Genomic DNA, 19,736 nt, shown 5'->3' with positions numbered 1-19,736 from the left:
CCGTCCCATGTTGCAGAACATTCCTACCCACGTGATTGCCGGTCCGCTCGGTGCCGGCAAGACCAGCCTGATTCGTCAGTTGCTGGCGCAGCGGCCCGCCGATGAGCGCTGGGCTGTGCTGATCAACGAGTTTGGCCAGATCGGCCTGGATGCGGCGCTGCTGGCTACCGATGACGATGGGATTGCCCTGGGTGAAGTGGCCGGTGGTTGCCTGTGCTGCGTCAACGGCATGCCGTTCCAGGTCGGCCTGGGTCGGTTGCTGCGCAAGGCCAGGCCGCATCGGGTGTTTATCGAGCCGTCCGGATTAGGCCATCCGTTGCAGTTGCTTGAGCAGCTGCGTTTGCCGCCTTGGCAGGGGGTGTTGGCGGTACAACCGGCAGTGCTGGTGCTGGATGCCGAGCAACTGGCTGCAGGTTTTGCCCTGCCTGAAGCACAACAATCCACCCTGGCCAGCGCCGGGTTGCTGGTGCTGAACAAATCCGCCGGGTTGGAGACACAACAGCGCTTGTGGATAACTTCTCAGCTACCTGCTGCCCGTCTGTTCTGGACCGATTTTGGCCAGATACCCTTGTCCGAAGTGCCTGTGGAAAGCGCTACAGCGCCATTTTCCGGCGCTGTGGATAAGCTGGCGGCGGTCAATGTTTCCGGGGTTGTCAGCAGCCTGTGGACAAATCCGCAGGAGCCTATTTGCAGTATTCAGCAGGCCGCGGAGGGTTGGAGCATAGGTTGGCGATGGCACCCGAGTCAGGTGTTTGATCGTGGCCGCGTGGAGCTTTTTCTGAAGGGCTTGGACTGGCGCCGCGCCAAGGCAGTTATCCACAGCCTGGACGGCTGGCAGTCGATCAACGCCTTGGCAGGGCAGCCTTCGTTGCTGTGGAGCAGCAGTGAATGGCGCCGCGACTCGCGCCTGGAGCTGATCTTCGTCGAGCCGCAAGACCCTGAACGACTAAAGCAAGCCATGCTGGCCTGCCGCGCCTAGTTGCGCCAGCGGTTATGATCCTGACGCCACTGGTTCATCTCGACGACATTGTCGTGGTGTTGAGGCGTCTTGATCTCGAACGGGTAGGGCGCCAGTTCGATCTGCATGGTGTGGGCGCCGAACTGGGTAACGGTACCGGGGTGGCGCTGTTCGCCGGTCACGGTGAATTCGAAGTTGTACACGCGGGCCAGGCGCTTGCGGCCGTTGGCGTCGCGCACGAAACCGATGCGCTTGAGCGCGACATTGCCATCGAGCAGTTCCAGGTCAAGCTTGGCGCAGTGCTGCTTGACCCGCTCCAGGGCCTTTTCACGCAAGCCGTGGTTATGCCACAACCAGGCGCCTGCCGTGGCCAGCAGCATCAGCACGAAGAGATTTCCCAGGGTCAACATTTACATATGCTCCAACGAGGTATGCCCAGCTTAACTGCCTCCCCGGTCTGTCGTACAGGTGGCATTTAGCGCCATACTGCGCGCCTTGTTTTTCATTCCTACGCTTCGGAAGACCTGCATGAAACGTACACCGCATCTGCTCGCCATCCAGTCCCACGTGGTATTCGGCCATGCCGGCAACAGCGCTGCGGTGTTTCCCATGCAGCGGGTCGGGGTGAAGGTCTGGCCGCTCAATACCGTGCAGTTCTCCAACCATACTCAGTATGGCCAGTGGACCGGAGAAGTGCTTGCTCCAGCGCAAATACCTGCACTGGTAGAGGGGATTGCGACGATCGGTGAGCTGGGCAATTGCGATGCAGTGTTGTCCGGCTACCTGGGCAGTGCCGAGCAGGGGCGGGCGATCCTCAGCGGCGTGGCCCGGATCAAGGCCGCCAACCCGCGCGCCTTGTACCTGTGCGACCCGGTGATGGGCCATCCGGAGAAGGGCTGTATCGTCCCGGCCGAGGTCAGCGAGTTTCTGGTTGAAGAAGCGCTGACCAGCGCAGATGTACTGTGCCCGAACCAGCTGGAGCTGGACAGCTTCTGCGGGCGCCGTGCCGAGTCGCTGCAAGACTGTGTCGACATGGCCCGCAGCCTGCTGGCGCGGGGCCCGAAGGCGATCCTGGTCAAGCACCTGGCTTATCCTGGGCGTGGTGCCGAAGACTTTGAAATGCTGCTGGTGACTGCCGAAGGCAGCTGGCATATCCGCCGCCCGCTGCTGGCGTTTGCCCGCCAGCCGGTAGGCGTTGGCGACCTGACTTCAGGCTTGTTCCTGGCGCGCTTGCTGTTGGGCGAGGATTGGGTGGCGGCTTTTGAGTTCACCGCCGCCGCGGTGCACGAAGTGCTGCTGGAAACCCAGGCCTGCGCCAGCTACGAGCTGGAGCTGGTGCGTGCCCAGGACCGCATCGTGCACCCGCGGTTGCGCTTTGCAGCGCAGCCTCTGGCCTTTTAAAGGGCGTCGCCCTTGAGCTCCTGATAGCGTTTTTCCAACTCCTGACGGATCAGCCGGCGCTGTTTGCCCTGCAGGAAACGGCGCTTTTCCTCGCTGGTTTCAGGCTGGCGCGGCGGCACCGCCACCGGCTTGCGGTCATCGTCGACGGCGACCATGGTGAAGAAGCAGCTATTGCTGTGGCGCACCGAACGTTCGCGAATGTTTTCGGTGACCACCTTGATGCCGACTTCCATCGAGGTGTTGCCGGTGTAGTTGACCGAGGCGAGGAAGGTCACCAGCTCGCCGACATGCACCGGTTCGCGAAAGACCACCTGGTCGACCGACAGGGTCACCACATAACGGCCGGCATAGCGGCTGGCGCAGGCATAGGCCACTTCATCGAGGTATTTGAGCAGGGTGCCGCCGTGGACGTTGCCAGAAAAGTTGGCCATGTCCGGGGTCATCAGGACGGTCATCGACAGCTGGGCGTTTCCAGGTTCCATAGTGTGCTCACGGTAAGGTTGCGCTGAGGCGGGGTGGCGATTGCTATTCACGCTTCTTTCCCCCAATACGATTCCCATCTACGTAGACGGGACGCTGACAGCGGCCTTGCCGTCACGCTGTTTGTGCCATTTGCAGCGATGCTTTGGTCGATCTGTTTCTTCATATTGCACCGGCTATTTGCGACAAGCGGCGGTGTTAACCTGAGGAGGCCCATGCAACGTGGGCTTCCTACATTTAAAACGCTATGTACCCGCAACTCAATCAGACAATTCATCGGGTGAGTTGCGGCTTGTCTCTGGATACCAGGTAAGGAGTCCCACGCCGTGCATGCCATCAGCTTTATTCAGGATTTGGCAGTGATCATGCTGGTTGCCGGGGTGGTCACTATCCTGTTCCACCGCTTCAAGCAGCCCGTAGTGCTTGGCTACATTGTTGCCGGCTTTATCATCGGCCCGCACACCCCGCCGTTTGGCCTGATTCACGACGAAGACACGATCAAGACCCTGGCCGAGCTCGGGGTGATCTTCCTGATGTTCTGCCTGGGGCTGGAGTTCAGCCTGCGCAAGTTGTTCAAAGTCGGGGCCACGGCGTTCATCGCCGCGTTCCTGGAAATCGTGCTGATGATCTGGATCGGCTTCGAGATCGGCCGCTGGTTCGGCTGGAACACCATGGATTCGCTGTTCCTCGGTGCCATCCTGGCAATCTCCTCGACCACCATCATCGTCAAGGCGCTCAACGACCTGAAGATGAAGAACGAGCGCTTTGCCCAGCTGATCTTTGGCGTGCTGATCGTCGAGGACATCCTTGGCATCGGCATCATCGCCTTGCTCTCGGGCATCGCCGTCAGTGGTACGGTGAGCTCCGGCGAAGTGTTCTCCACAGTCGGCAAGCTGTCGCTGTTCATGATCGTCGCCCTGGTCATCGGCATTTTGCTGGTGCCGCGCCTGTTGGCATACGTGGCCCGTTTCGAAAGCAACGAGATGCTGCTGATCACCGTCCTGGGCCTGTGTTTTGGCTTCTGCCTGCTGGTGGTCAAGCTTGAATACAGTATGGTCCTGGGCGCCTTCCTGATCGGTGCGATCATGGCCGAGTCGCGTCAGTTGCTGAAGATCGAGCGGCTGATCGAGCCGGTTCGCGACCTGTTCAGTGCCATCTTCTTCGTCGCCATCGGCTTGCTGATCGACCCTTCGATCCTGGTCGAGTACGCCTGGCCGATCGTGGTCATCACCATCGCCGTGGTGCTGGGCAAGATGCTGTCCTGCGGCATGGGCGCCTTTATCGCCGGTAACGACGGACGTACCTCGCTACGGGTAGGGATGGGGCTTTCACAGATTGGCGAATTCTCTTTCATCATCGCCGCACTGGGCATGACCCTGCAGGTCACCAGCGACTTCTTGTACCCGGTGGCGGTAGCCGTTTCGGCTATCACCACACTGCTCACGCCTTACCTGATTCGTGCTGCCGACCCACTGTCGTTGAAGCTGGCCAAGGTTGTGCCGGGGCGCCTGTCGCGGGTGTTGTCGCTGTATGGCGAGTGGTTGCGCAGCATCCAGCCCCATGGCGAAGGGGCATTGCTGGCCTCGATGATCCGACGGATTCTGCTGCAGGTGGGGGTAAACCTGGCGCTGGTGGTGGCGATCTTCTTCAGCGGTGGCTATTTTGCCGCGCGCATTGGTGACTACCTGAGCGAATGGGTCAGTGATGTTGGCCAGCAGAAGGCCTTGATCTGGGGCGCGGCGCTGATGCTGTCGCTGCCATTCCTGATCGCCGCGTATCGCAAGCTCAAGGCGCTGTCGATGCTGCTGGCGGAGATGGGGGTCAAGCCGGAGATGGCCGGACGGCACACCCAGCGGGTTCGACGGGTGATTGCCGAGGTGATCCCACTGCTGTCGCTGCTGGTGATTTTCCTGCTGCTGTCGGCGCTGTCGGCCAGCATTCTGCCTACCAGCGAGCTGCTGTTACTGATCGTGGTGGTCGCGGCGGTGGTGGTTGCAGTGCTGTGGCGCTGGTTCATCCGCGTGCACACACGCATGCAGATCGCCTTGCTGGAGACCCTGGAAAACAACCAGGAGAACCACCACTAAGAGGCGCTTCCTGCGCGGGGCGGTTCGAATGTCCGAGGGGATGGAGCGGTAGCGAAGCGCCACGCGCAGGAAGGCGTGGCGATTCTACGAACATTAATAGCCAAGAGCCATTATTTTATGCGGTTATTTCTCATTCAGCTTTCCAGCCAGACGTCCCGCGCCCAGTGCCAGACCGATTCCCAGCTGTCTTCGGTAACGATTTCTTCTTCACCGGACCACAGCACCACGGTGCCGTCTTCTTCGACGCAGTAGTAGTCGTCGCCATCCTGGCAGATCGGGATCAGGTCGCGCGGCACGCCGGCATCCCAGGCATTGGCTGCCACGTCCGGCAAGTAGGTATGCGACTGCGAGTCGGTGACGGTGACCGGCTCCAGGCTACCGTAGACCACGTCGCTGACCGTCAGCAGGAATTCCTTGAAGACGAACGGAATGTTGATGAACAACTCTTCTTCGATTTCGACCAGTTGGTCTTCGTCCGGCAACTCCAGCGGCACCGGTACCGGTTCATTGGCTTCTCGGAGCTGTTCGATGACTTCTTCCACGGTTCTATCCTCTAACCTTTACGACACGCTGCGCGTTATACCCTAGTAGCCCGCTGCGCTAAAAGCAAAACCCCGGGACAAGCCCGGGGTTTTTTTGTGCAATGCCTCAAGATCAGCCGTTCTGACGGATCCCGGCGACCAGCCAAGGCTGGTTTTCGCCCGGCGCGCGTTCCATGTTCCAGCTTTCGCTGAACACTTCGCCCTGGTCGAAGCGCGAGGTCTTCGACACACCGCTGAAGGTCAGGGTGGCGATGGTCTTGTCGGCACGGTCGTCGACACCTTCGAGCTGCACGTTCAGGTCGTCGATGTAGGTTGACTGGAATGCATCACCCAGGTCAGCACGCTCTTGCTTGAGGAACTGCAGCATCTGCGGCGTGACGAACTCGGCGATCTTGTCCATTTCGTTGGCGTCCCAGTGCTGCTGCAGCGACTGGAAGTGGTTGCGGGCAGCCGCGAGGAAGCTCTGCTCGTTGAACCAGGCCGGGGCGTTGATCACCGGGCGGGCAGCGGCGGCAGGCGCAGCGGAACCACCGAAGATCGACGGCTGGGCAGGCTGCTGGTGCACTTCACGCTGGAATGGCGCGTGGCCGGCGGCGGCCATTTGTGGCTGCTGCTTGCGACGACGGGCGGCGATGAAGCGGAACACCAGGAAGGCGATCAACGCCATGATCAGGATGTCGAAGATCTGCATGCCCTGGAAGCCGTCGCCCATGAACATGGAGGCCAGCAGGCCACCGGCGGCGAGACCGGCCAGTGGGCCGAGCCAGCGCGAAGCACCGCTGGCAGCGGCAGGTGCGCGACCTGGCGCGGTTGGCGAGGCAGCCGGAGTAGCCGGGGCCGCCTGACGGGTCTGGTGGGTCGGCGCGGCGCCCGAGCTCTTGCCGCCGCCGAAGCGTTTGGCGTTGGCGTCGAGACTCATCGTCAGGCCGATGCACAGCGCCAAAGCGATGCTAAGAAAACGTTGCATAGAAGGGTATTCCCGTTTTGTGGATTGCACGCGCGTCATGGTGCACAGGTTGTAGGACACATGACCAGCGCCATAATGTTTCCAGCTTTTGCCTGAATTGTCTGTATACGCTGTAGGAGCGGGCTTGCCCCGCGATTTGCGGTTTGCAAGTCACATTGCATCACGGGGCAAGCCCGCTCCTACAGGGCCTCAAGCTTGGCGTAACCGAGCATCAGCCATTTGCTGCCCTCGGCGAAGTTGACCTGGACCCGGGCCTGGGCGCCGGAACCCTCGAAGTTGAGGATCACGCCTTCGCCGAATACCGCGTGCTGCACCCGCTGGCCCAGATTGAAGGCGGTCTGCGGGATGTTGGCGTTGGCAAACAGGCTGCTCGAGTTCTGCTGCTGGCCCGAGCCGAACGGACGGCTGACGCTGTTGGACAAGCGTACTTCCTGAACCAGGCCGGTCGGAATCTCGCGTACGAAGCGCGAGACCTTGTTGTAGGTCTCGCTGCCATACAACCTGCGGGTTTCGGCGTAGGTCATCACCAACTGCTGCATGGCGCGGGTGATGCCGACGTAGGCCAGGCGGCGCTCTTCTTCCAAGCGGCCGGGTTCTTCCAGGCTCATCTTGTGCGGGAACAGGCCTTCTTCCATGCCGACCAGGAACACATGGGGGAATTCCAGGCCCTTGGCGCTGTGCAGGGTCATCAGCTGGATGCTGTCTTCGTGCTCGTCGGCCTGGGCGTCGCCGGCTTCCAGCGAGGCGTGGCCGAGGAACGCCGCCAATGGCGAAAGCTCGGCGTCTTCTTCGCTGTTTTCGAAGTTGCGCGCGGCGCTGACCAGTTCCTCAAGGTTTTCTACCCGGGCCTGGCCTTTTTCGCCTTTTTCTTCCTGGTGATAGACGATCAGCCCGGACTGCTCGATAACCGTCTGGGTCATCAGGTGCAGGGGCATCTCCAGGACCTTGGCAGCAAGGTTTTCGATCATTTCCATGAACGCGCCCAGGGCACTGGCAGCGCGGCCTTTGAGCGCCTTGTTGGCGATCAGCAGGCTCATCGATTCCCACATCGAGACCTGGGCGTGGCGCGCGTGCTCGCGAATCGCTTCGACGGTTTTCTCGCCGATGCCACGCGGAGGTACGTTGATTACCCGCTCAAGGGCGGCGTCGTTGCCGCGGCCTTCAAGCAGACGCAGGTAGGCCATGGCGTTCTTGATCTCGGCGCGCTCGAAGAAGCGCTGACCACCATAGATGCGGTAAGGAATGCGTTCGCGCAGCAGCGCTTCTTCAAGCACCCGCGACTGGGCGTTGGAGCGATAAAGGATGGCGATATCGTTGCGGGCCAGGCCGGTCTTGAGCGCGCTTTCGATGCTCTCGACCACGTAGCGGGCTTCGTCGTGTTCGTTGAAGGCGGCGTACAGGCTCAGCGGCTCGCCATCGCCACCGTCGGTCCACAGCTCTTTGCCCAAACGCCCGCTATTGTTAGCAATCAGGGCGTTGGCCGCCTTGAGGATGCCGGCGGTGGAGCGGTAGTTCTGCTCCAGGCGGATCAGCTCGGCGTCGGGGAAGTCGGCCGTGTACTGGTGGATGTTCTCGATCTTGGCGCCGCGCCAGCCGTAAATCGACTGGTCGTCGTCGCCGACCACCATCAGGCTGTCGCCACCCTTGGCCAGCAGTCGCAGCCAGGCGTACTGCACGGCGTTGGTATCCTGGAACTCGTCGACCAGCACATGGCGGAAGCGCCGCTGGTAGTGTTCGAGCAGGCCGGGGTGGTCACGCCACAGGTCCAGGGCGCGCAGCAGCAGCTCGGAGAAGTCGATGACGCCGGCGCGCTGGCAGGCTGCCTCGTAGGCTTCATAGATGCTGCGCATGGTGCCCAGGAACAGGTCACCACTGGCCTGGATATGTTGCGGGCGCAGGCCTTCGTCTTTCTGGCCGTTGATGAACCATTGCGCCTGGCGCGCCGGCCAGCGCTGTTCATCCAGGCCCAGCTCGCGGATTACCCGCTTGACCAGGCGCTGTTGGTCGTCGCTGTCGAGGATCTGGAAGTTCTGGTTCAGCCCCGCCTCTTGCCAGTGCGCGCGCAACAGGCGGTGCGCCAGGCCGTGGAAGGTGCCTACCCACATGCCGGCCGGGTTGATGCCCATCAGCTGTTCGATACGCTGGCGCATCTCGGCAGCGGCCTTGTTGGTGAAGGTCACCGACAGGATCGAGTGCGGCGAGGCCTGCACGACCTGGATCAACCAGGCGATGCGGTGCACCAGCACACGGGTCTTGCCGGAGCCGGCACCGGCCAGGACCAACTGACGACCGACCGGCGCAGCTACAGCCTGGCGTTGGGCGTCGTTGAGAGAGTTCAACAGGAGAGAGAGATCATCGCGCATCTGGCCATTTTAGGGGCGCAGACGACCCTTGGGCAAATATACAGTAGAAAAACTTGCCACTGACGACCGGCCGGTCACCGGCTGCAGCCCAAGGCCTGCGCGCTTGAGCGCCTGCCGTCGGGAAATGCGATGAAATAATTATGATCCAGAGCAGTTTGGCCCGGGGGCTTGCTTGTGTATGCTCCGTGCACGTTTAAGGCTAACCATTACAAGAACACTGCCTATGACACTCGGTTCCGACTCCATGAGCGCCCCTTCCGAAGCGCGCCGGAGTATTCGCAAACACTTCGCAACCCAACTGGCTGTCGAGCGCACCCGCCTGCTATACCAGGGCTCGTTGCTGCCGACCCTGTTCATGCTGCTCAATGGTCTGGTCTGTGCCTGGTTGCTCTGGAGCCCGGCGCGCTACCTTTTGGTCAGCGTGTGGATCGTCTGGCTGATGGCCCTGGTGGCGTTGCGGGTGATCCAGGTCGCCGCCTTCGATGCCGCCATGCCCGATCGTCAGGCCCAGCCCAGCTGGTGGCGAATGTTCCTGCTCGGTTCGGCTTTCAGCGGCCTGACCCTGGCCAGCGCGGCAATAGCCCTGGTGCCTGTGGATAACTTCGTGCAGCAGGCCTGGGTGTTTGGCCTGCTGGGGGCGGCGACGCTATCGGCCAGCGTTGCCTATGCCGTCAGCCTGCCGGCCTTCCTCAGTTTTACCTTGCCCTGCCTGCTGCCGCCGATTGCCTTCCTGTTCTGGAATGGCGATGAACAGCAGCGCGGCTGGGGCTGGCTTGGGCTGATTCTATTGATCGCCTTGTCAGTGGTGGCCTGGCAGGTCAACCGGCTGATCGAGCGTGGGCTGTTGCGGCGCTTTCAGAATCAGGAACTGATCGAGCACCTGCAAGCTGCGCAAAGCCGCAGCGAACGACTTAACCAGGCATTGGCCGGGGAGGTCGAGCAGCGTCGGTTGATCGAGGAACAACTGCGCGAGGCGCAAGTGGGACTTGAGTCGCGCGTCGCCCAGCGCAGCCAGGAGCTCGATGTTGCCAACCAGGCGCTGAGCAAGAGCGAACAGCGCCTGGCCCTGGCCCTGGAGGCCAGCGAACTGGGGCTGTGGGACTGGAACCTGGAAACCGACGAGATCCACCATACCCAATTGCGTGAATTGTTCGGCCTGGAGCCTGAACAGGTCCAGGAAATGCTCGCGCACCTCAAGCCACGGCTGCATCCCGATGACGTGCCGCTGCTCAAGCGCACCCTGGTCGAACACCTCAAGGGTCGCAGCGAGGATTACCGCATCGACTACCGGGTGCGTCACCGCCAGGGCCACTGGTGCTGGATCGAAGACCGTGGTCGGGCGGTGGAGCGCGATGCCAGCGGGCGGGTGTTGCGTATGCTCGGCACCCGCCGCGATATCAGCGCGCAAAAAGCCCAGGAAGAACAACAGCGCCTGGCCGCCACCGTATTCGAAGCGGCCAGCGAAGGCATCGTGATTCTCGATCCTGACTATGTGTTGCTGGCGGTCAATCAGGCCTTTTGCCGGGTTACCGGCTACAACCGCGAAGAACTGCTCCAGGGCCGTTTGCTGGAGCTGCCGTGCAGCCGGGATGCACGCCGGCATTCCCAGGTCATCGAACTGGCGCTGGAGCAGCAGGGCAGCTGGCAGGGTGAGCTGGTCGAGGCGCGCAAGAACGGTGAGCTTTATCCACAGTGGCTGCAGCTTAACGGCGTGCGCGATGCCCGCGGCAACCTGACCAGCATCGTCGGCTTCTTTACCGACCTGTCGGCGCGCCGCGAGTCCGAGGAGCGCCTGCGTTACCTGGCCCACTATGACGAGCTGACGGGCCTCGCCAACCGCGCCTTGTTCCGCCTGCGCCTGCATGAGGCCGGTGAGCGCCTGCGTCAGAGCGGGCGCGGGCTGGCGCTGCTGCACATCGACCTGGACCGCTTCAAGCTGCTCAATGACAGCCTTGGCCATGAAGTTGCCGACCATTTGCTCAAGCAGATGGCCCAGCGCATCAGCAATGCCATGCCCGAGGCCGACACGGTGGCGCGGCTTTCCGGCGACGAGTTTGCCGTGCTGTTCGATGCCTATAGCAACCTGTCGAGCCTGGTGCGGGTCGCCAGCCGCTTGCTGGACAAGTTGCGTGTGCCGCTGCGGGTCGATGGCCACGAGCTGGTGATCAGCGCTTCGGTGGGCATCAGCCTGCTGGCCGACACCTCGCGGGATGTCACGGTGCTGGTCAGCCAGGCCAATACCGCCATGCAACACGCCAAGCACCTGGGGGGCGACAACTTCCAGTTCTACACCGAGAGCCTGCAGGCCAGCACCCTGCAGCGCCTGCAGTTGGAGAACCACCTGCGCAAGGCCATCGAAGAGCGCCAATTGCAGGTCTACTACCAACCCAAGTTGTGTCTGGCCACTGGCCGTCTGCATGCAGCCGAGGCGCTGGTGCGCTGGCAGCATCCGCAGTGGGGCATGGTGCCGCCGTCGGACTTCATCGGCCTGGCCGAAGAAACCGGGCTGATTGCGCCGATGGGCGAGTTCGTCTTGCGCCAGGCTTGCTGGCAGGCCTGCGAGTGGCAGCGCATGGGCCTGGAGCCGATCCGCGTGTCGGTGAACCTGTCGGTCTATCAGTTGCGTCAGGGCAAGCTGGTCAGCCTGGTGCGCCAGGTGCTGGAGGAAAGCGGCCTGGCCCCGCACCTGCTGGAACTGGAGCTGACCGAGAGCCAGTTGCTCGACAGCGTCGAGCACATCATCGCCACCTTCCGCCAGTTACACGAACTGGGGGTAAAGCTGGCGATCGACGACTTCGGCACCGGCTATTCATCGCTCAGCTACCTCAAGCGCTTCCCGGTGGATTACGTAAAAATCGATCAGGCCTTTATCCGTGGCCTGAGCGAGGGTAGCGAAGACGCGGCCATTACCCGGGCAATCATCGCCATGGCCCAGAGCCTGGACCTGCAGGTAGTGGCCGAGGGCGTCGAGACCCATGAACAGCTGGATTTCCTGCGCAAGCAAGGCTGCAATGAAGTGCAGGGCTACCTGATCAGCCGGCCGGTACCGGCGCAGGAGCTGGCCGGGTTACTGGCCAGCCGCTACAGCTTTTAAAGGTGCCAGGCGCGGCCCTGGTGCGCCAGCAGGCTGTGCGCCTGGTCCGGGCCGTTGCTGCCGGCATGGTAGGGGCGTGGGGCCTGGAAGTGCTCCTGCCAGCCGGTGAGGATCGGGTCGATCCAGGCCCAGGCGGCCTCGACTTCGTCACGGCGCATGAACAGCGTCGAGTCGCCTTCGAGCACATCCAGCAACAGCCGCTCATAGGCGTCCCAGCGACGGGTCTGGCCGAACACCTGGGCCAGGTTGAGGTTCAGTTCCACCGGCTCCAGGCGCATGCCCTTGCCGGGGGTCTTGGTCATCATCTGCAGGCTGATGCGCTCATCGGGTTGTAGTTGAATCAGCAGTTGGTTGGCCTGATCACCTTCGAACAGGCGATGGGGCACCGGCTTGAACTGGATGACGATCTGCGACGAACGCTTGGCCAGGCGCTTGCCGGTACGCAAATAGAAGGGCACGCCGGCCCAGCGCCAGTTGTTGATATGCGCTTCTACGGCGACGAAGGTCTCGGTATCGCTGTCGTTGTCGACATCTTTCTCGAAGTAGTAGGCCGGAACTTCCTGGCCGCCGATCTTGCCGGCGCTGTACTGGCCGCGCACGGTCTTGTCCTGCACATCCTGGCCAGTGATCGGTTGCAGGGCCTTGAGGATCTTCACCTTCTCGTCGCGTACCGCTTCGGCCTCGAACTGTGCCGGTGGCTCCATGGCCACCAGGCAGAGCAGCTGCAGCAAGTGATTCTGCAGCATGTCGCGAGTGGCGCCGGCGCGATCGTAGTAGGCGCCGCGGTTCTCTACACCGAGGGTTTCACAGACGCTGATCTGCACATGATCGACCTGGTTGTTGCGCCACACGGGCTCGAGCAGGGCATTGGCGAAGCGCAGGGCCATGAGGTTCTGCACGGTTTCCTTGCCCAGGTAGTGATCGATACGAAACACCTGCGACTCGGCGAAAACGGCGCCGAAGGCCTCGTTGATTGCCGTCGCCGACTCCAGCGAGTGGCCGATCGGCTTTTCCAGCACGATGCGCGCATCGTGATCGGCCAAGCCTGCGACTTTGAGGTGGTTGGCAATTGGCACGAACAGGTTGGGTGCGGTGGCCAGGTAGTAGATCCGGGTCAGGCCGCCGGCCTCACCCAGAAACCGTGCCAGACGGACAAAATCGGCGCTTTGCGAGGCGTCCATGGGGAAGTAGTCGAGGCGGGCAGAGAAGCGCGCCCAGACATCTTCATCGAAGTCGGCACGGGCGATCTGCGCCCGGCAACGGCGTTCGGCGAGCTTGAGGAATTCATTGCGTGGCAGATTGCTGCGGGCCAGGGCGATGATGCGCACGGCGGGGTGTAGGCGAGCCTCGCGATACAGGTGGTAGAGCGCCGGAAGCAGTTTGTGCAGGGCCAGGTCACCGGTGCCGCCGAACACCATGATGTCGCAAGGGATAGTCAATACCACCACTCTCCTAGTTCGTTTAGCTGGGCGGGTCGCCGGTCATGTAGTATAACTACAAGAAAGCTACAACCCGGTCAGTCGATCATAACCGAGTCCTGCCCTTGAATCTGTTGCAACACATCGCCCAGTCGCGCCATCTGCTACGCAAATCGGAACTCAAGGTTGCCGATCACGTGCTGCTTGATCCTGCGGCCGTCATGCATAGCTCCATGGCCGACCTTGCCCACAGCGTCGGCATCAGCGAGCCGACCATCGTGCGTTTTTGCCGTGCGATCGGTTGTTCCGGGTTCCAGGACCTCAAGCTCAAGCTGGCCCAGAGCCTGGCGGCGGGCGCAAGTTTCGGCCAGTTCGCCATTCATGAGGACGACTCGGTTGCCGACTACAGCCTGAAGATCTTCGACACCACCCTGCATACCCTGATGGAAGTGCGCGAGCACCTCGATCCACAGGCCTTGCAGCGTGCGGTGACCGCCATGGCCCAGGCCCAGCGCGTCGAGTTCTACGGTTTTGGTGCCTCTGGCGCGGTAGCGGCCGATGCCCAGCACAAGTTCTTCCGCCTGCTGCTGACGGCGGCGGCGTATTCCGACCCGCATATGCAGGCAATGTCGGCGGTTACTCTCAAGCCTGGCGATGTGGCCATCTGCATTTCCCAGTCGGGGCGCTCCAAGGACCTGCTGATCACCGCCAACCTGGTGCGTGAAAGCGGCGCCACGCTGATTACCCTGTGCCCGAGCCAGACGCCATTGGCGGAGCTGTCGACCGTCAACCTGGCCATCGACGTGCACGAAGACACCGAGATCTACACCCCGCTGACCTCGCGTATTGCCCACCTGGTGGTGATCGACGTGCTGGCCATGGGCGTGGCCATGGCCCGCGGGCCGAGCCTGGTCAACCACCTCAAGAGCGTCAAGCGCAGCTTGCGCAGCCTGCGTTTGTCGCCCAAGTCGATCAAGGCGATGGACGACTGATACATCCTCTAGGAGCGGGCTGCCCCGCGAATCGCGGGGCAAGCCCGCTCCTAGAGGTTCATTGATTTGTCATTGGCCCGCCGCCAAACCGTAATGCCACGACGTCAGGCTGAAGCTCCCGCACTCGAAAAGGGAGATATGCAATGGCTCGTGAATTCGATGGCTCGTACCAACCCAACGCCAAATCCCGCAAACAGCAGGAAAAAGACCAGCGCCGCATGGAGTTTCGCCGCGCGATCGAAAGCTATTCCGAGCAGCGCCGCCTGCTGCAGGAGATCACCGATTACGCCGACTTGCAGACCCTCAGCGTGTGGCAGGTATCGGCGGCAGAATCCCCGAGAAACGCTCAACAAGCCCGCTGATCTGTGCACGTTCGCTACGAATGAACGCTAAAAAGGCCAGGGCCACCGGCGACTGCCGCTTGGCCTTGGACTGCACCACGCACCAACTGCGGTACAGTGGCAGCTCTTCGACCGGCAGTTCGCGCAGCACGCCGGTCGCCAGTTCCAGGTTCAGGGCGTGACGGGTCAGCAGGGCGATACCCAGGCCTGCGATCACGCATTCGCGCTGGGCATCGGCCGAGGCCACCTCCAACGTCTGGGTGAAGTGCACGCGCTTTTCCTTGAAGTACTCTTCGCAAGCCTTGCGCGTGCCCGAGCCCTGTTCGCGCACTAATAGCGTGTGCGGCTCAAGGTCCTGCAGGCGCAGGCTGTCGAGCTTGCACAGCGGGTGATCGGGCGGTGCCACGGCAACGATCGGATTATTCAGGAACGGCAGGAACTCCAGGCCCATGTCCTGGGGCACCATGGACATGATGATCAGGTCATCACGGTTGTCCGAGAGGCGACGGATGGCCTGGGCCCGGTTGACTACCGTGAGGGTAAGATTGACCTCCGGGTGCAGGCGTTTGAAGGCGGCGAACAGGTGCGGAACGAAGTACTTGGCGCTGGATTCGACCGCCAGCTTCAGTTGCCCCTGCAGCGAGCCCTGCATGTCCGAGAGCTGCATGTCGAGGCTCTCCAGGCGCCCGAAGATGTCGCGGCTAGCGCGCTGCAGCGCTTCGGCGGCGTCGGTCAGGTAGAGCTTTTTGCCGACGTACTCGAACAGCGGTTGGCCAACCAGTTCTTCGAGTTGACGGATTTGTAGACTAACGGCGGGTTGCGTCAGGTTCATCTCCTCGGCCGCCCGGCTGTAGGAACGCAAATCACAGACCTCATTGAAGATCTGAAGTTGACGCAATGTCATACGCATCAATGACTTACGCATTTCTCTCAAGCCCCGGCAAAACCTTGTAACAGCACTATAAGCTTTTGCTTATGCACACCCTAATAAATATTGATTTTTGTTTATCCAGAGACAGCGCTAGGGTAAAGATGCGACTGGCCAGCGACGATTGGTCACGCGCCGACCGGCGTTGCCGGCTCGTTTGTTCTAGCGGCCTTGGGAATACTCCAGTGATAAAAAAGATCCTGATCGCCAACCGCGGTGAAATTGCTGTTCGAATCGTGCGTGCCTGCGCCGAGATGGGCATCCGTTCCGTGGCGATCTACTCAGACGCCGACCGCCATGCCTTGCACGTCAAACGTGCCGATGAGGCCCACAGCATTGGTGCCGAGCCCCTGGCCGGCTACCTGAACCCGCGCAAGCTGGTGAACCTGGCCGTGGAAACCGGTTGTGATGCGCTGCATCCCGGTTATGGTTTTCTGTCTGAGAACGCTGAACTTGCGGACATCTGCGCCGAACGTGGAATCAAATTCATTGGCCCTTCGGCGGAAGTCATTCGCCGCATGGGTGACAAGACCGAAGCCCGCCGCAGCATGATCAAGGCCGGCGTGCCGGTCACCCCGGGCACCGAGGGCAACGTCGCCGACATCCATGAAGCGCTGCTCGAAGGCGACCGCATCGGTTATCCGGTGATGCTCAAGGCCACTTCCGGTGGTGGCGGCCGTGGTATTCGTCGCTGCAACAGTCGTGAAGAGCTGGAACAGGCTTTCCCGCGGGTGATCTCCGAAGCGACCAAGGCCTTTGGTTCTGCGGAAGTGTTCCTGGAAAAATGCATCGTCAACCCGAAACACATCGAGGCGCAAATTCTCGGCGACAGCTTCGGCAACGTCGTGCACCTGTTCGAGCGCGACTGCTCGATCCAGCGGCGCAACCAGAAACTCATCGAAATCGCCCCGAGCCCGCAACTGACCCCCGAACAGCGCGCCTACATCGGCGACCTGTCGGTACGCGCGGCCAAGGCCGTGGGTTACGAGAACGCCGGCACCGTGGAGTTCCTGCTCGCCGATGGCGAGGTGTACTTCATGGAGATGAACACCCGGGTGCAGGTGGAACACACCATCACCGAAGAAATCACCGGCATCGATATCGTTCGCGAGCAGATCCGCATTGCCTCCGGCCTGCCGCTCTCGGTCAAGCAGGAAGACATTCAGCACCGCGGCTTCGCCCTGCAGTTCCGGATCAATGCCGAAGACCCGAAAAACAACTTCCTGCCCAGCTTCGGCAAGATCACCCGCTACTACGCGCCCGGCGGCCCCGGTGTGCGCACCGACACGGCGATCTATACCGGCTACACCATTCCACCGTTCTACGATTCGATGTGCCTGAAACTGGTGGTCTGGGCGCTGACCTGGGAAGAAGCCATGGACCGTGGCCTGCGTGCCCTGGACGACATGCGCGTACAAGGGGTGAAGACCACCGCCGCCTACTACCAGGAAATCCTGCGCAATCCGGAATTCCGCAGCGGTCAGTTCAATACCAGCTTCGTTGAAAGCCACCCGGAACTGACCAACTACTCGATCAAGCGCAAACCCGAAGAGCTGGCCCTGGCCATCGCTGCCGCCATCGCCGCCCACGCAGGCCTGTGAGGAACCCATAATGTCCAAGAAGATCTTTGTTACTGACACAATCCTGCGCGACGCCCACCAGTCCCTGCTGGCCACCCGCATGCGTACCGAAGACATGCTGCCGATCTGCGACAAGCTCGACAAGGTCGGCTACTGGTCGCTGGAAGTCTGGGGTGGCGCAACCTTCGACGCCTGCGTGCGCTTCCTCAAGGAAGACCCGTGGGAGCGCCTGCGCAAGCTGCGCGCGGCACTGCCCAACACCCGCCTGCAGATGCTCCTGCGCGGGCAGAACCTGCTCGGCTACCGCCACTACAGCGATGACGTGGTCAAAGCCTTCGTCGCCAAGGCGGCGGTCAACGGCATTGACGTGTTCCGCATCTTCGACGCCATGAATGACGTGCGCAACCTGCGCGTGGCCATCGAAGCGGTGAAGGCCGCTGGCAAGCATGCCCAAGGCACCATCGCCTACACCACCAGCCCCGTGCACACCATCGAAGCTTTCGTCGCCCAGGCCAAGCAGATGGAAGCGATGGGTTGCGACTCGGTGGCGATCAAGGACATGGCCGGCCTGTTGACCCCGTACGCCACCGGCGAGCTGGTCAAGGCGCTGAAGGCCGAGCAGTCGCTGCCGGTGTTCGTCCACTCCCACGACACCGCCGGCCTGGCTGCCATGTGCCAGCTCAAAGCTATCGAGAACGGCGCCGATCATATCGACACCGCCATCTCCAGCTTTGCCTGGGGCACCAGCCACCCGGGCACCGAGTCGATGGTCGCGGCTCTCAAGGGCAGCGAATTCGACACTGGCCTGAGCCTGGAACTGCTGCAGGAAATCGGCCTGTACTTCTATGCCGTGCGCAAGAAGTACCACCAGTTCGAAAGCGAGTTCACTGCTGTCGATACCCGCGTGCAAGTCAACCAGGTTCCGGGCGGGATGATTTCCAACCTGGCCAACCAGCTCAAGGAGCAGGGTGCGCTCAACCGCATGAACGAAGTGCTGGCGGAAATCCCGCGGGTCCGCGAAGACCTCGGCTTCCCGCCACTGGTGACCCCGACTTCGCAGATCGTCGGCACCCAGGCGTTCTTCAACGTGCTCGCCGGCGAGCGCTACAAGACCATCACCAACGAGGTGAAGCTGTACCTGCAAGGCGGCTACGGCAAGGCCCCGGGTGTGGTCGACGAAAACCTGCGGCGCCAGGCCATCGGCAGCGAAGAAGTCATCGACGTCCGTCCGGCCGACCTGCTCAAGCCAGAAATGACCAAGCTGCGCAACGACATTGGCGCCCTGGCCAAGTCGGAAGAAGACGTACTGACCTACGCCATGTTCCCGGACATCGGGCGCAAATTCCTCGAGGAGCGTGAGGCCGGCACCCTGACCCCTGAAGTGCTGCTGCCGATTCCGGAAGCAGGCGCTGTGGCTTCGGCTGGTGGCGAAGGCGTACCGACCGAGTTTGTCATCGACGTGCACGGCGAAACCTACCGGGTGGACATCACCGGTGTTGGCGTCAAGGCCGAAGGCAAGCGCCACTTCTACCTGTCCATCGACGGCATGCCGGAAGAAGTGGTGTTCGAGCCGCTCAACGAGTTCGTCGGCGGCGGCAGCAGCAAACGCAAGCAGGCCAGCGCGCCGGGCCATGTCAGCACCACCATGCCGGGCAACATCGTCGATGTGCTGGTCAAGGAAGGCGACATGGTCAAGGCCGGCCAGCCAGTGCTGATCACCGAGGCAATGAAGATGGAGACCGAAGTGCAGGCCGCGATTGCCGGCAAGGTCACCGCCATTCATGTGGCCAAGGGCGACCGGGTCAACCCGGGCGAGATCCTGATCGAGATCGAGGGCTGATTTTCACGCCCTCATCTACAAGCGGTTAACCTCTGGGGGGCGTATGCTCCCCTTTTTTTGCCCGCTCCTAGCGGCACGCTTGCAGTGTTCGCGCCTGCCCCTCGGGCCGCTGGTTATCCTCCGCCAACCAGCGCTCGAACCCCGCCGCAATCGCCGGCCATTCATCATCGGTAATCGAGAACCAGGCCGTGTCGCGGTTACGGTCCTTGATCACCATGTGCTTGCGAAACACCCCTTCGAAGGTGAAGCCAAAGCGTAGCGCGGCACGCTTGGAGCGGGCGTTGTCGTTGTTGCACTTCCATTCCAGGCGGCGGTTGCCCAGCGCGAACGCCAGCTTGCCGAGCAGGTAGACGGCCTCGCTGCCCTTGGGCGTGCGTTGCATGGCGGCGCCGAAGGCGATATGACCAATCTCGATGCGGCCCTGGTCAGGAACGATCGACATGAGGCTGAGGATGCCCTGGGTCTGGCCGTTGGCAAGGTCGATGACGCTATAGAACAGCGGATCGCTGCTGGCGGCGTTGGTGTCGAGCCAGTGATCGAAATCCTCGCGTTCGCTGAACGGACCGTAGGCCAGGTAATCCCACAGTTTGTTATCGGCCCGGGGGCCCTGGAACACTTCCCAGAGGTCTTCGGTGTCGCGTTTGGGGTCGAGTTTCTCCAGGCGCACGAAGCGCCCGGTCAGTGTTGCAGGTTGTGGGCGCTTGGCCGGATGCCAGTTCAATGGGCTGCTCATGGTGGCTCCTCT

16 protein-coding genes are annotated in these 19,736 nt (G+C 61.9%); 8 read left to right on the top strand and 8 right to left on the bottom strand.

Going from position 1 to position 19,736, the window contains the following annotated elements; genetic code table 11:
* Positions 1–7 precede the first annotated feature (7 nt).
* On the top strand, positions 8–979 hold the full coding sequence (locus tag ABM562_RS05045; protein ID WP_134065242.1) for a CobW family GTP-binding protein: 972 nt from the start codon (positions 8–10) through the stop codon (positions 977–979).
* On the opposite strand, the gene ABM562_RS05040 is transcribed toward ABM562_RS05045, so the two are convergent.
* Positions 976–1,368 (bottom strand): DUF3301 domain-containing protein, encoded by a 393-nt coding sequence (locus tag ABM562_RS05040; protein WP_010222780.1) that lies wholly within the window; start codon positions 1,366–1,368, stop codon positions 976–978. The two genes, ABM562_RS05045 and ABM562_RS05040, sit on opposite strands and share 4 nt — an antisense overlap.
* A 118-nt stretch (positions 1,369–1,486) precedes the next feature.
* Between ABM562_RS05040 and pdxY the strand changes: the two genes are divergently transcribed.
* A complete protein-coding gene (pdxY, locus tag ABM562_RS05035) occupies positions 1,487–2,359 on the top strand; it encodes a pyridoxal kinase PdxY (RefSeq protein ID WP_134065240.1) in 873 nt (290 codons plus the stop codon).
* Here pdxY and ABM562_RS05030 read toward each other — a convergent pair.
* Positions 2,356–2,841: an acyl-CoA thioesterase gene (locus tag ABM562_RS05030; protein WP_010222782.1), complete on the bottom strand. Its 486-nt coding sequence runs from the start codon at positions 2,839–2,841 to the stop codon at positions 2,356–2,358. The two genes, pdxY and ABM562_RS05030, sit on opposite strands and share 4 nt — an antisense overlap.
* Before the next feature lie 324 nt (positions 2,842–3,165).
* Between ABM562_RS05030 and ABM562_RS05025 the strand changes: the two genes are divergently transcribed.
* On the top strand, positions 3,166–4,926 hold the full coding sequence (locus ABM562_RS05025; protein ID WP_115084613.1) for a cation:proton antiporter: 1,761 nt from the start codon (positions 3,166–3,168) through the stop codon (positions 4,924–4,926).
* A 134-nt stretch (positions 4,927–5,060) separates the two neighbouring features.
* Here ABM562_RS05025 and ABM562_RS05020 read toward each other — a convergent pair whose 3' ends face one another.
* From ABM562_RS05020 to uvrD, 3 genes are all read right to left on the bottom strand, one after another.
* Positions 5,061–5,468 carry an SMI1/KNR4 family protein gene (locus ABM562_RS05020; RefSeq protein WP_115084614.1) on the bottom strand — a complete coding sequence of 136 codons (408 nt, stop codon included), beginning with the start codon at positions 5,466–5,468 and terminating at the stop codon, positions 5,061–5,063.
* Positions 5,469–5,580: 112 nt separating this feature from the next.
* Entirely contained in the window at positions 5,581–6,435 is an 855-nt protein-coding gene (locus ABM562_RS05015; protein ID WP_115084615.1) for a Tim44 domain-containing protein, read from the bottom strand.
* A gap of 179 nt (positions 6,436–6,614) precedes the next feature.
* On the bottom strand, positions 6,615–8,798 hold the full coding sequence (uvrD, locus tag ABM562_RS05010) for a DNA helicase II (RefSeq protein ID WP_115084616.1): 2,184 nt from the start codon (positions 8,796–8,798) through the stop codon (positions 6,615–6,617).
* A gap of 223 nt (positions 8,799–9,021) precedes the next feature.
* On the opposite strand from uvrD, the gene ABM562_RS05005 reads away from it, so the two are divergent.
* Positions 9,022–11,892: a putative bifunctional diguanylate cyclase/phosphodiesterase gene (locus ABM562_RS05005; protein ID WP_460421048.1), complete on the top strand. Its 2,871-nt coding sequence runs from the start codon at positions 9,022–9,024 to the stop codon at positions 11,890–11,892.
* Here the strand turns inward: ABM562_RS05005 and zwf are convergent.
* Entirely contained in the window at positions 11,889–13,331 is a 1,443-nt protein-coding gene (gene zwf, locus ABM562_RS05000; RefSeq protein ID WP_115084618.1) for a glucose-6-phosphate dehydrogenase, read from the bottom strand. The two genes, ABM562_RS05005 and zwf, sit on opposite strands and share 4 nt — an antisense overlap.
* Positions 13,332–13,435: 104 nt before the next feature.
* Between zwf and hexR the strand changes: the two genes are divergently transcribed.
* Positions 13,436–14,302, top strand: a complete 867-nt coding sequence (hexR, locus tag ABM562_RS04995) for a transcriptional regulator HexR (protein ID WP_010222789.1) — start codon at positions 13,436–13,438, stop codon at positions 14,300–14,302.
* 143 nt (positions 14,303–14,445) lie between these two features.
* Entirely contained in the window at positions 14,446–14,664 is a 219-nt protein-coding gene (locus ABM562_RS04990) for a PA3496 family putative envelope integrity protein (RefSeq protein ID WP_026001293.1), read from the top strand.
* Here the strand turns inward: ABM562_RS04990 and ABM562_RS04985 are convergent.
* The gene (locus tag ABM562_RS04985; RefSeq protein WP_162471128.1) at positions 14,606–15,553 is read right to left on the bottom strand and encodes a LysR family transcriptional regulator; all 948 of its coding nucleotides are present in this window, start codon (positions 15,551–15,553) and stop codon (positions 14,606–14,608) included. The genes ABM562_RS04990 and ABM562_RS04985 overlap by 59 nt on opposite strands.
* 203 nt (positions 15,554–15,756) lie before the next feature.
* Here ABM562_RS04985 and ABM562_RS04980 point away from each other — a divergent pair, with 203 nt between their 5' ends.
* Both ABM562_RS04980 and oadA read left to right on the top strand, forming a co-directional pair.
* Complete coding sequence (locus ABM562_RS04980) at positions 15,757–17,172, top strand: acetyl-CoA carboxylase biotin carboxylase subunit (protein WP_010222792.1); 1,416 nt, start codon at positions 15,757–15,759, stop codon at positions 17,170–17,172.
* A 10-nt stretch (positions 17,173–17,182) separates the two neighbouring features.
* The gene (oadA, locus tag ABM562_RS04975; protein ID WP_115084619.1) at positions 17,183–18,991 is read left to right on the top strand and encodes a sodium-extruding oxaloacetate decarboxylase subunit alpha; all 1,809 of its coding nucleotides are present in this window, start codon (positions 17,183–17,185) and stop codon (positions 18,989–18,991) included.
* A 67-nt stretch (positions 18,992–19,058) separates the two neighbouring features.
* Here the strand turns inward: oadA and ABM562_RS04970 are convergent, their stop codons facing one another.
* On the bottom strand, positions 19,059–19,724 hold the full coding sequence (locus tag ABM562_RS04970) for a GNAT family N-acetyltransferase (protein ID WP_460421045.1): 666 nt from the start codon (positions 19,722–19,724) through the stop codon (positions 19,059–19,061).
* Positions 19,725–19,736: the final 12 nt, after the last annotated feature.

This window comes from Pseudomonas sp. ZL2, assembly GCF_054788455.1.
This window is presented reverse-complemented; position numbering and strand designations above follow the sequence as displayed.

Excerpts from the sequence above, each read along its gene's own strand:
- ABM562_RS05045 (WP_134065242.1), top strand. The coding sequence starts at position 8 with ATGTTGCAGAACATTCCTACCCACGTGATTGCCGGTCCGCTCGGTGCC.
- ABM562_RS05040 (WP_010222780.1), bottom strand. The coding sequence starts at position 1,368 with ATGTTGACCCTGGGAAATCTCTTCGTGCTGATGCTGCTGGCCACGGCA.
- pdxY (WP_134065240.1), top strand. The coding sequence starts at position 1,487 with ATGAAACGTACACCGCATCTGCTCGCCATCCAGTCCCACGTGGTATTC.
- ABM562_RS05030 (WP_010222782.1), bottom strand. The coding sequence starts at position 2,841 with ATGGAACCTGGAAACGCCCAGCTGTCGATGACCGTCCTGATGACCCCG.
- ABM562_RS05015 (WP_115084615.1), bottom strand. The coding sequence starts at position 6,435 with ATGCAACGTTTTCTTAGCATCGCTTTGGCGCTGTGCATCGGCCTGACG.
- uvrD (WP_115084616.1), bottom strand. The coding sequence starts at position 8,798 with ATGCGCGATGATCTCTCTCTCCTGTTGAACTCTCTCAACGACGCCCAA.
- ABM562_RS05005 (WP_460421048.1), top strand. The coding sequence starts at position 9,022 with ATGACACTCGGTTCCGACTCCATGAGCGCCCCTTCCGAAGCGCGCCGG.
- ABM562_RS04990 (WP_026001293.1), top strand. The coding sequence starts at position 14,446 with ATGGCTCGTGAATTCGATGGCTCGTACCAACCCAACGCCAAATCCCGC.
- ABM562_RS04985 (WP_162471128.1), bottom strand. The coding sequence starts at position 15,553 with ATGCGTATGACATTGCGTCAACTTCAGATCTTCAATGAGGTCTGTGAT.
- oadA (WP_115084619.1), top strand. The coding sequence starts at position 17,183 with ATGTCCAAGAAGATCTTTGTTACTGACACAATCCTGCGCGACGCCCAC.
- ABM562_RS04970 (WP_460421045.1), bottom strand. The coding sequence starts at position 19,724 with ATGAGCAGCCCATTGAACTGGCATCCGGCCAAGCGCCCACAACCTGCA.